Source organism: Kosakonia pseudosacchari (genome assembly GCF_900184035.1).
Taxonomy (GTDB): domain Bacteria; phylum Pseudomonadota; class Gammaproteobacteria; order Enterobacterales; family Enterobacteriaceae; genus Kosakonia; species Kosakonia pseudosacchari.
Genome location: NZ_FXWP01000025.1, coordinates 436861 through 449015, shown reverse-complemented (window position 1 = coordinate 449015; position 12155 = coordinate 436861). Strand labels below are relative to the sequence as shown.

Below are 12155 nucleotides of genomic sequence, written 5' to 3'. Positions count from 1 at the left end.
ATATCAGATATGAAATGCAACGCGTTTGCCCGTCGGCAATGTGATATCAATGCTTAACTCACCGCCTAATGCAGAGACATAGCGCTTGAGAGTAGAAAGGCGGGGATCGTTGCCAGGCTGCTCTATTTTCGCCAGTGTCGGTTGTTTGACGCCCATGACTACGGCAAGCTCGGTCTGGGAGATATTTAATTCTTCACGTAGCTGGCTCAATACAATATTGCGGCGCAGTTCATCAACACGCACTTCAATTCGCGCCTGGCTTTCAGGACTGCGTTTCGCTAAAAGTTCGTCTAAGGTTGCCACGTTAACTCCTTATTTCGCATATGTTTTCTGAACTCTGCGTCGGCAATTTTTATCATCTCTTTATAAAACCGTTTCTCGTTAACGCCCGTTTTATCTCCGGCGCACAAAACAATAGCCCGCCGCGTAGAATCGAACGCAAAAAAGGCGCGTACGGGAGAACCTGCATACTGGATCCTCAACTCTTTCATATTGCTATAGGTTGATCCTTTTACAGTATCAACATAAGGACGGCCAAGCTGCGGGCCAAATTCACTGAGGATCCTGAAAACGGCTAAAATCTCATCCTGCAACCGTTCTGGCTGGATGCTAAACCACACGTCAAAACGCTCCGTCGTAATCACTTGCCACATTGCTCTTCCCTCATAGCTTTCTTGCTATGAAGGGAAGTTATAGCCTGTAAGCTATGCAATCAAGAGAAGTGTAGTCATTCCTGAAGGCGTGTCGACAATTTTCTTTTCACCTTTTCACCCTTTCACACCGAACACCCGATAAAACGCAGTTTTTCCCTCTTCGGTTACCGTGACTTCACGATAACCGAGGGTTCTGCGCAGCCAACCCTGCTGTTCAAAAGCAATCAGCAGTGCCGCGCCGGCATCGCCGCCGAGGTGAAAACGCCGCTCGCTCCAGTCCAGACAGGCGCTACAGGGTTTACGCCGGGTGCGCGGATCGAGGGTAACGCCAATCTTCTCAAGGCTACGTTTACCTAAATCCGTTACCGCGCTGCCATCGTCAGCGATCCAGCCTTCGCGCTGCATAAACGCATACACGCCAACGGCGATTTCACCGGCAAGATGGTCATAACAAGTACAGGCATGGCGCAGCGCCTGTGGCGTGCGGGTGACAGGAACCTGCGCACCGCGCATGGATACGCTCATCATCGTTTCCAGCAGCGCGGCGACATCGCTACCTGCCAGCCGGTAGTAGCGGTGCCGCCCCTGCGAAACGCAGACCAGCAGCCCGCTGGCGAGCAGTTTTGCCAGGTGCGCGCTAGCCGTTGACGCGGCAATATCCACCACCGCGCTCAACTCGGTTGCAGTCCACGCCCGCCCGTCCATCAGCGCGCAGAGCATTTTCGCCCGGGAAGGCTCCGCCATCGCGCTGGCAAGGCCGGAGAGCGTCTCCTCCAGCAGATGCGGCTCCTCCCGCGTTTCGCGTCGTTCATAGCTGGTCATAACGGTTGTACGTCCCATCGTTGTGTTACTTCCCGCGCCAGCGGATCGTTATCGGTGATCAGGATCAACCGGTTGTCATGGTCGCTGTATTGCACAAGGATATTGATATTATGTTGCGCGATCGTGCGGGCAATTGCGCCTAACTCGCCAGGTCGTTCCTGCTTGAGTTTGCGAATAACCGGCGACGTCACCGCATGCACCGGGAAACCGGCCTCGGTTAACGCTTCACGGGCACGCTCGCCATCGGCCACAAGAAAGTGCGCATGGCAGTGATCGCCTGCGGTAAAGACCCCTCCGCCTTCCAGCCCGACGCCATTTTTCCCGAGCGTTTCGCCAAGCTGTGCCAGCGCGCCCGGCGCATTATTCAGGATAACGTGAATATCGTACATATTATGGCTTCTCCGGGGTTGATGCGTAATCGCGAAAAACCGTGGCAACACGGATGCGGTAGGAGGAAAAAACGGCGTCCCGCCCTTCACGCTGGGCCGCCTGGTGCAGCACATTGCTTTTCCAGGCGTGCACTGAGGCTTCATCGCGCCACCATGACAGTGACAAAATCTTTCCTTCGCGGCTTAAGCTCTGAAAACGCTCGATAGCGATAAACCCGTCGATGTCGGCCAGTACGGGCTTGAGTTCTGCGGCTAATTGCAGGTAACGCGCCTGTTTGCCTGCGGCGATATCGGCTTCAAAAAGTACGGCGATCATAAAGTGGCTCCTCATGAATAATGAGCCGCCAGTGTTGCGCAGACGCCGGATCCACGCTTCGTCCCCCAACGAAATATGCCTGTCGATTGCCTCTCCCTAATACAAATCGGGAAGTGATTTGGCTCGCAGATCTCCATGAAACCGGTTGCAGGTGAAGTTTACCAGGTTAGCATGAAACCGGTTTCAGGCAGTTACACCGACTCAGTTTCCGGTAATAAAAGGTAAATAAACATGGCCGTTATCAGGGATTACAACAAGTTAGCGAGTGATATCCTCCGCGAGGTCGGCGGTGAAGGGAACATCAATAATTTCTCCCGCTGCGCCACGCGTCTGCGCCTGGTATTGAATCAAACGCCTGACACGGCGAAAGTCAATATCCAAAGCCTGCCGGGCGTGATAGCGGTGGTGGAAAGCGGTGGACAATTTCAGGTGGTGATTGGCACCCACGTCGCCGATGTGTTTAACGCCCTGAGCGGCATGGTGAAAGAGAAAGATGGCAACACGGCACCGCCGAAAACACGCTGGCTGGATGCGGTGATCGCCACCATGTCGGCGGTATTCGCGCCAATTGTCTACATTCTTGCCGCCGCCGGGATCTTACAGGGTGTGCTGATCCTGCTGGGTCTTGCCGATGCAGAGATCAAATCTTCCGGCACGTTTGCCGTGCTGAACTTTATGTCATGGACGCCGTTTGCTTTCCTGCCGGTATTTATCGCGATTACCGCCGCGCGCCATTTTAAATGTAACCCTTTTATTGCTGTGCTCTGTTGCTGCGCGTTAATCAATCCGGAGTGGACGGCGATGGCCGGGAAAATCGCCAGCGGCAGTGAAGTGAAATTCCTCTTTTTCCCGCTGGCGGAAACGGTTTACACCTCGTCGGTTCTGCCGCCGTTGTTCCTCGTCTGGGCACTGTCGTGGTTTGAGCGCCGGGTAGAAAAATGGCTGCCTGAAGTGGTAAGCCCGTTGTTTACGCCACTACTCTGCTTTGTGGTGATTGTACCGCTGACGCTGATTGTGATTGGCCCGATCACCAGTTGGGCTGCGCTGGGTGTCGCGCACGGTTATAACACGCTGTTCCACGCCGCACCGGCGCTGGCGGCGGCAATTATCGGCGGCGTCTGGCAGGTGATTGTGATCTTTGGTGTGCACTGGGGCATTACGCCGGTGATCATGGCCAACTTCGATACTCAGGGCTATGACTCTTTCCAGGCGTATCAAACCATTGCGGTGATTGGCCAGATGGCGGCAGTGTTTGGTGTGTTTATCAAAAGCCGTAACAAGCAACTGAAGGCAACCTCGCTGTCAGCGGGCGTGACGGCGATTTTCGGCATTACCGAACCGGCGATTTATGGCGTGACGCTGCGCTTTAAAAAACCGTTTATCTGCGGCTGTATTGGCGGCGCGATTGGTGCAGTCGTCGCCAGCCTGTTTGGCAGCCTCTACTATGCTTATGCCGCATTGCCGGGCCTGTTCACGCTAGTCAACGCGATTAGCCCGGATGCGCCAATGTCGTTTATTGGCGAACTGGTGGGCGCGGGCACCGCAATTGTGCTGACCATTGTGATGGTGCAGTTTGCCGGTTTTGACGATCCGGTTGACGCCGTGGTTTCTGATGAAAAAAACGCGCCGCTGACCGTCGGTTCCCTGCAAATGCTCAGCCCCATTAAAGGTGAAGTGATTGCGCTGGAAAGCGTGGCGGATGAAGCCTTTGCCGGAAAAGTGCTGGGCGATGGCATCGCCATCATCCCGCATGAAGGTAAAGTTGTCGCCCCTTGTGATGCACAGGTCGCAACATTGATCGACTCTCATCACGCCATTGGCCTGATATGTGATAATGACGCGGAATTGCTGATTCACGTTGGGCTTAACACCGTTAATCTGCAGGGGCAATTTTTTACGCCGCTGGTCAAAGAGGGCGACCGGGTTAGCGCCGGCACACCGCTGCTGACCTTTGATAAAGAACATATTGAGCAGGCAGGTTACGACTTGACGACCCCCGTGCTGGTGGTCAATAGCGAGGCGTTTACGCTCACTCGCCATCAGTCGCAGGGCGCTGTCAGCGCGGGCGTTCCGCTGATGTCGCTGGCCTGAAACTAACCGCCGCAATAATAACAACAGTGAGGTTGAACGATGGTAACGATACTGGATGTCGCCAGGCTTGCCGGCGTCTCCAAAGCGACAGTATCGCGCGCGCTAAACGGCAAAGTTTTCGTCCGCGAGGAAGTGAAAGCCCGTATTATGCAGGCGATTGCCGAAACGGGTTATCGCCCTAATCAGCTGGCGCGCAATCTTGCCAACAATAAAACCAACTCTGTCGGGCTGGTCATTACCAACGGGCTGTATAACGGCCCGTTTTTCTCCAGCATGATTTACCACGCGGCGACCAACAGCGAGCTGCACAGCCGCCAACTGGTGCTGGCAGACGGTAAACACAGCGCGCAGGAAGAGCGCGACGCCATCGATCTGCTGCTGTCGCTGCGCTGCGAAGCAATCATGATCTATCCCAAATACCTGTCGGTCGCCGAACTTGATGAGATCATCGAACGCAACCCGACGCCGATCGTGGTGATCAACCGGGAACTTACCCGCCACCGCAGCCAGTGCGTGTTTGTCGATCACCAGCAAAGCTGTGAAACGATGATGGACTACCTGCTCTCGCAGGGGCATACGCGCATTGCGTTTGTTGCCGGTTCTGACGCCTCTCCCACTGGCGAGCGCCGTTTAGCCGGATATCGTAAAGCCCTGCGCAACGCCGGAATTGAACCCGACCCGCAACTGCTGGTGCGCGGTAGCTGGAGCACCGATAGCGGTTATGAGGCGGGGCGAGAACTGCTGGCGCGCAACGTGCCGTTTACCTGCGTGCTGGCCGGGAATGATGATATGGCGATTGGCGTGGCGAAAGCCTGTTATGAAGCGGGGTTGCGGCTGCCGCAGGATGTGTCGCTGGCCGGGTTTGATGATTCGGTTATCGGCAAGTATTACAACCCGTCGCTGACCACCATCCATGTTCCGATGGAGGAGATGATCCGTAACGCCATCGAGAGGGTTCTGCTGCCAGAGGCTGCAACTATTTGCGCCCATCGGGGCGAACTGGTGTGTCGTGAGTCGGTGATTGCGCATAAAACTGCCCGGTAAACCGGGCAGTTTCTGATTACGCCTGCGCGATAGCGTCGAGTTTCGCCAGCGCATCCGGCGGCAAGGTAAGTTGCGCGCTGGCGAGGTTTTCCTGCAAATGCTGCGGCGAAGAAGTGCCCGGGATCAGCAGAATATTCGGCGAGCGCTGCAACAGCCAGGCCAGTGCCACCTGCATCGGCGTCGCGCCAAGCGCCTGCGCCACCTCGTTCAACTCGCCTGACTGCAACGGCGTAAAACCGCCGAGCGGGAAGAACGGCACATAGGCGATCCCTTGCGCGTTCAGTGAATCAATCAGCGCGTCATCATGGCGATTCGCCACGTTATAGAGGTTCTGCACACAGACAATCGGCGTCATTTTCTGCGCGTCGGCTACCTGTTTTGCCGTCACGTTGCTCAGACCAATATGGCGAATCAGCCCGCGCTCTTTCAGCTTAATCAAAGCCTCCAGCGGCGCTTCAAGCGGCCCCTCTTCCGGCTCATGCACGCCAAACATTGCGCGCAGATTCACCACTTCCATCACGTCGAGGCCGAGATTTCGCAGGTTATCTTCAACGGCTTGCGTTAGCTCTTCAGCGCTGAATGCGGGCAGCCAGTTGGCTTTGTCATCACGGCGCGCGCCGACTTTAGTGACAATGCACAGATCATCCGGGTACGGATACAGCGCCTGCTTAATCAATTTATTGGTGACATATGGGCCGTAAAAATCGCTGGTGTCGATATGGTTCACGCCTGCGGCAATCACATCGCGTAGCACCTGCAGCGCTTTCGCTTCATCAGCAGGTGGCCCAAATACACCAGGGCCAGCCAGTTGCATTGCACCATAACCCAGGCGACCAACCTGGCGATCGCCCAGACGAAAGGTAAGTGAGGATTGAGACATGGAGTACCTCCTGTGCATTAAGTAAACAGATTGTAGGAGCATCGTTGCTGTGCAACAATCCGTTGAAATTCATACACACTGTACGGTTAACCGAACAATGAAGCTGGACTTCGCCCTGCTGAACGCCATTGTGGCGGTCGCCAACGCCGGAGGCTTTCGCGAAGCCGCGCGCGTGACCGGCACCAACCCTTCCCGCCTGAGTGATGCGGTGCGCCGCGCTGAACAGCAGCTCGGCGTGCGCCTGTTTAACCGCACTACCCGCACCGTGGCGCTAACCGATGCGGGTAAAGCGCTGATGGAGCGACTGCAACCGGCGATGAGCGAAGTGGACGCGGCGCTCGACGCCATTAACCGTTACCGCTCAACCCCCAGCGGTACGCTGCGCCTGAACGTGCCGGTCAGCGCCGCCCGGCTGGTGCTGCCCGCCATTGTTCCCGCCTTTCTGGCGCAATATCCGGACATTCAACTGGAAATCGTTGCCGAAAGTAACGTGCAGGATGTCTTTCGCGACAGTTGTGATGCCGGCATCCGCTATGACGAATGTCTGGAGCAGGATATGGTCGCGCTGCCCATCGGCCCGCGTCGCCAGCGTTTTGTCGCCGCCGCCTCCCCCCATTACCTGCAGCAACATGGCATACCGCAACATCCACGCGATCTGATTACTCACAACTGCATTCGCGGGCGCTACGCCAGCGGCGTGATGCCGGAGTGGGAGTTCGAACGCGATGGTGAAACGTTGCGCGTACAGGTCAATGGCGCCTTAGTGGTTAGCGTCGGCGCGGCGATGGATCTGGGCGTGCAGGCTGCCATTGCCGGTAGTGGCGTTATCTATCTGTTTGAAGAGTGGCTGTGCGCGCCGATTGAACGCGGTGAACTGATCCCGGTGCTGGAACCCTGGTGGCTGTCGTTTAACGGCCCGTATCTTTATTACAACTCCCGGCGGCTAATTCCTGCGCCTCTACAGGCGTTTATCGATTTTGTGCGCGGGCAGGCAAGTTACGGATATATAACGCGATGATCAGAAGTTCTGTCTACACTTTAGGAAACAGAACAGAGCGAGGGTGAGCTATGATCTTTCCGGCCATGCCAGTCAATGAAATCGAGCGGCTGAAGTCGCTATACATGATGGATTTGCTTGATAAAAAGGACGATGAGCGCTTTGACCGGTTAACCCGTACGGCGAAGACCACCTTTGACGTACCGATCGCGGTCATCAGCCTGCTCGATCGCGATCGCCAGTGGTTGCTGTCGCGCAGCGGTGTCGACACCCACGAAACACCGCGCAATCTCTCCTTTTGCGCACACGCCATCCTCGAAGAGGGGACTTTCATTGTGAAAGATACCCTCGCCGATCCGCGTTTTGCCGATAACCCGTTTGTCGTTGGTGAGCCCTGGGTGCGCTTTTACGCAGGCTGCCCGGTGCGTCTGCCGGACGGGGCTATTGCCGGGACGATTTGTATTATTGATACCTATCCGCGCCCGTTCTCCAGCGCGGAAATCAACACCCTGCTCGACTTCGCCGCCATCGTGGAAGATGAGTTTTTGATCCTCAGTATGGCGATGACCGACAGCCTGACCGGGATGCCAAACAATCGCGGTTTTTACCGCACCGGCGAGAAGCGTTTCGCGTGGCTAAAAGAGCATAAAAAACCCTTCAGCCTGCTCTATTTCAGTATTGATAATCTGAAAGCCATCAATGAGTTGCTGGGCAGCAAAGAGGGCGATGAGGTGGTAAAAATCTTCGCCAGTAACCTGACGAAATGCCTGAAAGAGCAGGATATCGCCGCGCGTCTGGGCGGCGGGGAATTTGCCGTACTGCTGGGCAATCTCGCCGTAAATGACGTGGATGCGTTTTTATTCGATCTGCAATCGCGGATGGATGCCATCGACCATCTGTCCGGTAAGAATTACCACATCAACTATTCGCACGGCATTATTGAAAATGGCGGCAGTCGATACGCCACGCTGCGCGACATGCTGGAAGATTGCGACAAAGTGATGTACGCGGAAAAACGTCGTCGTTAGTTGTTAAATGACTGCGCCGGGCAACCGGCGCACCGTTTACAGATTGTCGAAACCGCCGTTACCTTCCCAGCCCGCCAGCCGCTGGTAGATACATTCCACCGCAGCTTTTACCGGCGGCGTCATCGGGTAGTAAAACCCGACAATATCCGGCTGAATTCCAAGAAAAATCACCTCGCCGATATCTTCTTTCAACTGATCAATCAGGTAGTTAAGCGGCATATTGTGGGTGGTCATCAGGAACATTTCGGCAATGTCATCCGGGTCCACCACGCGGATATCACCAGGGTTGAGCCCCATATCGGTCGCATCGACAATCAGCAGCCGTGAGGGTTTCAGTTCGCGAATCGCGACCACATCGTTTTCCGGCGCGCTGCCACCGTCAATCACCTGCCAGTTACCTTGCGGGTTTTCGGCGCACATTTGCGCCAGCAGCGGGCCTGCGCCATCGTCGCCCATCATACTGTTGCCGACACACAGCAATACGTCAGTCACGTAATCTCCTCACCATTAAATAGATGGCGCTTTCCTGATGGATATCATGCAGCATCGACAGCAGCGCTTTGCTCCAGGCGAGCTGCTGCGCATTTTGCCGCGCCTGCGCCCGATCAAACGCGTTTGCCAGCAGCATCACGTGCGTGCTGTCGATAACAATTTCGCCATAGCGCGGCACGCCTTCCATTTTGCGCCGTGCCTCGCTGCCCGCCTCCAGCGTGGCGATCCACGCCAGGTACTCATCCCACGGGCAGGAGAGCGCCGTTTCCAGGCAGTCGATCACCCCCAAATGGTGGCCGATAGCCAGGCTGTAATAAACCACTTGCTGCGCCTGTGCGGGTGTAGCGTCGTTCTCGTCGATAAATTTACGCCGCAACTGGCTAAAGACCACCGATTCGCCCATCAGATTTTCGCCTCCTGCACCACCTGGTTCAGATGGCTAACAATCTCGGTCAGGCGCGGATCGTTTTCCTGCGCCAGCCAGTTCACCACTTCATGTTCGCCGATGCTTCGCAAACGCAGATAGTCATCGGCAATCTGACGACCGTAGCGGTAACCCGCCAGCCGACGGGCGGTGCGATCGACTTTCACGCGCAGCGGCTGCACCATTGTCGGGTGCAAAATCTCGGCTGGCTGGTCGTCCTGCTCACCCGGCAGACGAGCATGGATTTTCTGCTCCAGCAAGCCCAGCGCCATGGCGAAACCATACAGTGTGGCAGCGGGCGTTGGCGGGCAGCCGGGAATATAAACATCCACCGGCACAATTTTATCGGTGCCGCCCCACACGCAGTACAGGTCGTGGAAGATACCACCGCTGTTGCCGCACGCGCCGTAGGAGATACAGATTTTGGGATCCGGCGCAGATTGCCAGGCACGCAGCGCAGGCGATCGCATCGCGCGGGTTACCGCCCCGGTAAACAGCAGAATATCGGCATGGCGCGGTGACGGAACCACTTTGATACCAAAGCGTTCAGCGTCGAACAGCGGCGAAAGCGTGGCGAAAATTTCAATTTCGCAGCCGTTGCAACCGCCGCAGTCCACGCGGTAGACATAGGCGGAACGTTTGATCTTATTCAGCAGCGAGGCTTTCATGCTGGCGATGGACTCCTCCACCGTCATCGGTACCGGAATACCGTCCGCATCGCGCGGACCTAACAGCTGGCTCATTAGCTGGCCTCTCTCATATGGCGGGTCAATTCAATACGATCGGACGGCACCAGGCACTTCTGGCGCTTACACTCCGGGCAGGTTTCAAAACTTTCACGGTGCAGCTCTGCCCGGCTATCGCCGTTATGCGCCAGCAGCGCGATGGCGTAGTCGATCTCTTTTTGCACCGCGAATGGCCGGGCGCATTCGCGGCACTGGCACAGTTCAAAGCGCGACTGTTGCAGGAAATCGGCTTTGTTCCACACCGCCAGTTCATACTCCTGCGAAAGCGTGATAGCGGCCGTCGGGCACACTTCTTCGCAACGGGCGCAGAAGATGCAGCGCCCCAGATTGAATTGCCATGCCAGCTCGCCGGTGGCGAGATCGGTTTCTACCGACAGCGCATTCGACGGGCAGGCGTTGACGCAGGCTGCACAGCCAATGCACTGCTGCGGGTTGTGCTGCGGCTTGCCGCGAAAGTTTTTGTCGACCGGCATCGGCGACAGCGGGTAATCGCTGGTTGCCGTGCCGGTTTTGATCACTTTTTTGATAAAGGTAAACATCGCTACCGTTCTCCCCTCACGATTTCAACGGCGAGTTCTTACGCTCAACCCCGTAACGCTCCAGCTCTTTGTAAGCCACGACCTTACTTTTCTTCTTGCGCACATCCACCACCGTCATGCGGTCGGTGCAGGAGTAGCAAGGGTCGAGGCTGCCAATGATCAGCGGTGCGTCGGAAACCGTGTTACCGCGCAACATATAGCGCAGCGTCGGCCAGTTGGCGTACGTCGCCGCGCGGCAGCGCCAGCGGTAAAGTTTCTGGTTATCGCCGGTCATGCTCCAGTGAATATCGTCCCCGCGCGGCGCTTCAGAGAAACCGAGCGCGAAACGGTGCGGAATATAGGTAAAGCCTTCCACCATCAGCGGGCCGCCAGGCAAGTTATCCAGACCGTAATCGATCATATTGAGTGCGCTCAGCACTTCGTTGATGCGCACTTTCAGGCGTGAAATCACATCGCAGCCCTGTTCGGAATGCACGGTCATCGGCAGCAGACCGTAACCGACAAACGGGTGATCGGCGCGGGTATCACGGGCGTGACCGCTGGCGCGCACCATCGGGCCGACATTACTGAAATCGCGAGCGATTTGCGGATCGAGGCGACCAATGCCCACGGTGCGCTGCTCAATGTTCGGCGTACTCATCAGCACCTCCACCAGCTCGGTGACATCGCGGCGCATCTGCTGTGCTAACTGGCGCGTCTGGATCATGTCGTCTTTCAACATGTCGCGGCGGATACCGCCAATCAGGTTCAGACCGTAGGTTTTACGCGCCCCGGTGAGGATTTCCGCCATTTTCATGGAGGCTTCGCGCACGCGGAAAAACTGCATAAATCCGGAGTCAAAACCAACAAAGTGGCAGGCCAGCCCCAGGTTGAGCAAGTGCGAGTGCAGGCGTTCCACTTCGAGCAAAATGGCGCGGATCATCTGCGCGCGTTCCGGCACCACGATGCCCATCGCGTTTTCAACCGACGTGGTATAGGCCGTGCTGTGGGCAAAACCGCAGATACCGCAGACGCGATCGGAAAGGAACGTGACTTCGTTGTAACCCATGCGGGTTTCCGCCAGCTTCTCCATGCCGCGATGGACGTAAAACATGCGGTAGTCGGCATCGACAATATTCTCGCCATCAACAAACAGGCGGAAATGGCCCGGTTCGTCCGAGGTCACATGCAGCGGGCCAATCGGCACCACATTGTTTTTCTTATCGCCCAGCTCGTTAATAAACTCGTAGGTTTCCGCATCGGTGGTCGGCGCCGGACGCTGGCGATAATCCATGCTGTCTTTACGCAGCGGGTAGAGTTCATCCGGCCAGTCATCCGGCAGCACCAGGCGGCGCTCATCCGGCAGGCCTACCGGGATCAGACCGTACATATCGCGCACTTCGCGCTCGCCCCACACCGCCGCCGGTACGCGCGGTGTTACTGACGGGTATTCTGGTTTCAGCGCATCCACTTCCACACGCACGGTAATCCAGCATTTGACGCCCTGCTCCATCGACAGCACGTAATAAACGGCAAAATGACCGTTCAGTTTGCGTTCGTCGTTGCCAAACAGCACGGAAAGCCAGCCGCCCTGTTGGTAGTACAGGTACTCGACGACTTCCGGCAGGTAGTTCACTTTGATGGTGACGGTAATCTGGTCTTTGGTCTGCCACGCTTCATCCAGCACCACGCCGGGAAATTTCTCGTGCAGGGCGGCAAGATAGTGTTGACCGATTTTTTCTTCAGACATGCTCA

At 56.4% G+C, this 12155-nt stretch carries 15 protein-coding genes; 4 read left to right on the top strand and 11 right to left on the bottom strand.

Translation table 11 applies throughout. From position 1 onward, the window contains the following. Positions 1–3: 3 nt before the first annotated feature. The 5 genes from BN2591_RS20710 to BN2591_RS20690 form a co-directional block, all read right to left on the bottom strand. Complete coding sequence (locus tag BN2591_RS20710) at positions 4–303, bottom strand: helix-turn-helix domain-containing protein (RefSeq protein ID WP_086873681.1); 300 nt, start codon at positions 301–303, stop codon at positions 4–6. Continuing rightward, positions 291–653, bottom strand: a complete 363-nt coding sequence (locus BN2591_RS20705; protein ID WP_086873680.1) for a type II toxin-antitoxin system RelE/ParE family toxin — start codon at positions 651–653, stop codon at positions 291–293. The genes BN2591_RS20710 and BN2591_RS20705 overlap by 13 nt, the downstream gene beginning before the upstream one ends. Before the next feature lie 114 nt (positions 654–767). Further along, positions 768–1475, bottom strand: a complete 708-nt coding sequence (locus tag BN2591_RS20700; protein ID WP_086873679.1) for an ArsR/SmtB family transcription factor — start codon at positions 1473–1475, stop codon at positions 768–770. Then, complete coding sequence (locus BN2591_RS20695; RefSeq protein WP_086873678.1) at positions 1472–1864, bottom strand: amino acid-binding protein; 393 nt, start codon at positions 1862–1864, stop codon at positions 1472–1474. The genes BN2591_RS20700 and BN2591_RS20695 overlap by 4 nt, the downstream gene beginning before the upstream one ends. 1 nt (position 1865) lies before the next feature. After that, positions 1866–2180, bottom strand: a complete 315-nt coding sequence (locus tag BN2591_RS20690; protein ID WP_086873677.1) for an antibiotic biosynthesis monooxygenase family protein — start codon at positions 2178–2180, stop codon at positions 1866–1868. Positions 2181–2411: 231 nt separating this feature from the next. On the opposite strand from BN2591_RS20690, the gene BN2591_RS20685 reads away from it, so the two are divergent. After that, the gene (locus tag BN2591_RS20685; protein ID WP_086873676.1) at positions 2412–4271 is read left to right on the top strand and encodes a beta-glucoside-specific PTS transporter subunit IIABC; all 1860 of its coding nucleotides are present in this window, start codon (positions 2412–2414) and stop codon (positions 4269–4271) included. Between the two features lie 39 nt (positions 4272–4310). Beyond that, positions 4311–5315 (top strand): LacI family DNA-binding transcriptional regulator, encoded by a 1005-nt coding sequence (locus tag BN2591_RS20680; protein WP_086873675.1) that lies wholly within the window; start codon positions 4311–4313, stop codon positions 5313–5315. Positions 5316–5331: 16 nt separating this feature from the next. Here the strand turns inward: BN2591_RS20680 and BN2591_RS20675 are convergent, their stop codons facing one another. Next, positions 5332–6195, bottom strand: coding sequence for an aldo/keto reductase family oxidoreductase (locus BN2591_RS20675; RefSeq protein WP_086873674.1), 864 nt, complete (start codon positions 6193–6195; stop codon positions 5332–5334). 97 nt (positions 6196–6292) lie between these two features. On the opposite strand from BN2591_RS20675, the gene BN2591_RS20670 reads away from it, so the two are divergent. Beyond that, complete coding sequence (locus BN2591_RS20670) at positions 6293–7213, top strand: LysR family transcriptional regulator (protein WP_086873673.1); 921 nt, start codon at positions 6293–6295, stop codon at positions 7211–7213. A 50-nt stretch (positions 7214–7263) separates the two neighbouring features. Further along, on the top strand, positions 7264–8220 hold the full coding sequence (locus BN2591_RS20665; protein ID WP_017459278.1) for a sensor domain-containing diguanylate cyclase: 957 nt from the start codon (positions 7264–7266) through the stop codon (positions 8218–8220). Positions 8221–8256: 36 nt separating this feature from the next. Here the strand turns inward: BN2591_RS20665 and hycI are convergent, their stop codons facing one another. Genes hycI through hycE form a run of 5 tightly spaced genes read right to left on the bottom strand, consistent with a single transcriptional unit; the run spans position 8257 to position 12150 of the window. Beyond that, positions 8257–8712, bottom strand: a complete 456-nt coding sequence (gene hycI, locus BN2591_RS20660) for a hydrogenase maturation peptidase HycI (protein ID WP_017459277.1) — start codon at positions 8710–8712, stop codon at positions 8257–8259. Beyond that, positions 8705–9115 (bottom strand): formate hydrogenlyase maturation HycH family protein, encoded by a 411-nt coding sequence (locus tag BN2591_RS20655; protein ID WP_086873672.1) that lies wholly within the window; start codon positions 9113–9115, stop codon positions 8705–8707. Before BN2591_RS20655 ends, hycI begins: the two co-directional genes overlap by 8 nt. Then, positions 9115–9879 carry an NADH-quinone oxidoreductase subunit B family protein gene (locus tag BN2591_RS20650; protein ID WP_086873671.1) on the bottom strand — a complete coding sequence of 255 codons (765 nt, stop codon included), beginning with the start codon at positions 9877–9879 and terminating at the stop codon, positions 9115–9117. The genes BN2591_RS20655 and BN2591_RS20650 overlap by 1 nt, the downstream gene beginning before the upstream one ends. Next, positions 9879–10421: a formate hydrogenlyase complex iron-sulfur subunit gene (locus BN2591_RS20645; RefSeq protein ID WP_045511023.1), complete on the bottom strand. Its 543-nt coding sequence runs from the start codon at positions 10419–10421 to the stop codon at positions 9879–9881. Before BN2591_RS20645 ends, BN2591_RS20650 begins: the two co-directional genes overlap by 1 nt. Before the next feature lie 16 nt (positions 10422–10437). Continuing rightward, positions 10438–12150 (bottom strand): formate hydrogenlyase subunit HycE, encoded by a 1713-nt coding sequence (gene hycE, locus BN2591_RS20640; protein WP_086873670.1) that lies wholly within the window; start codon positions 12148–12150, stop codon positions 10438–10440. Positions 12151–12155: the final 5 nt, after the last annotated feature.

Bases quoted from the DNA above. Each gene is read 5' to 3' on its own strand.
- BN2591_RS20705 (WP_086873680.1), bottom strand. From the start codon at position 653: ATGTGGCAAGTGATTACGACGGAGCGTTTTGACGTGTGGTTTAGCATC.
- BN2591_RS20700 (WP_086873679.1), bottom strand. From the start codon at position 1,475: ATGACCAGCTATGAACGACGCGAAACGCGGGAGGAGCCGCATCTGCTG.
- BN2591_RS20695 (WP_086873678.1), bottom strand. From the start codon at position 1,864: ATGTACGATATTCACGTTATCCTGAATAATGCGCCGGGCGCGCTGGCA.
- BN2591_RS20690 (WP_086873677.1), bottom strand. From the start codon at position 2,180: ATGATCGCCGTACTTTTTGAAGCCGATATCGCCGCAGGCAAACAGGCG.
- BN2591_RS20685 (WP_086873676.1), top strand. From the start codon at position 2,412: ATGGCCGTTATCAGGGATTACAACAAGTTAGCGAGTGATATCCTCCGC.
- BN2591_RS20680 (WP_086873675.1), top strand. From the start codon at position 4,311: ATGGTAACGATACTGGATGTCGCCAGGCTTGCCGGCGTCTCCAAAGCG.
- BN2591_RS20675 (WP_086873674.1), bottom strand. From the start codon at position 6,195: ATGTCTCAATCCTCACTTACCTTTCGTCTGGGCGATCGCCAGGTTGGT.
- BN2591_RS20670 (WP_086873673.1), top strand. From the start codon at position 6,293: ATGAAGCTGGACTTCGCCCTGCTGAACGCCATTGTGGCGGTCGCCAAC.
- BN2591_RS20665 (WP_017459278.1), top strand. From the start codon at position 7,264: ATGATCTTTCCGGCCATGCCAGTCAATGAAATCGAGCGGCTGAAGTCG.
- BN2591_RS20655 (WP_086873672.1), bottom strand. From the start codon at position 9,115: ATGGGCGAATCGGTGGTCTTTAGCCAGTTGCGGCGTAAATTTATCGAC.
- BN2591_RS20650 (WP_086873671.1), bottom strand. From the start codon at position 9,879: ATGAGCCAGCTGTTAGGTCCGCGCGATGCGGACGGTATTCCGGTACCG.
- BN2591_RS20645 (WP_045511023.1), bottom strand. From the start codon at position 10,421: ATGTTTACCTTTATCAAAAAAGTGATCAAAACCGGCACGGCAACCAGC.
- hycE (WP_086873670.1), bottom strand. From the start codon at position 12,150: ATGTCTGAAGAAAAAATCGGTCAACACTATCTTGCCGCCCTGCACGAG.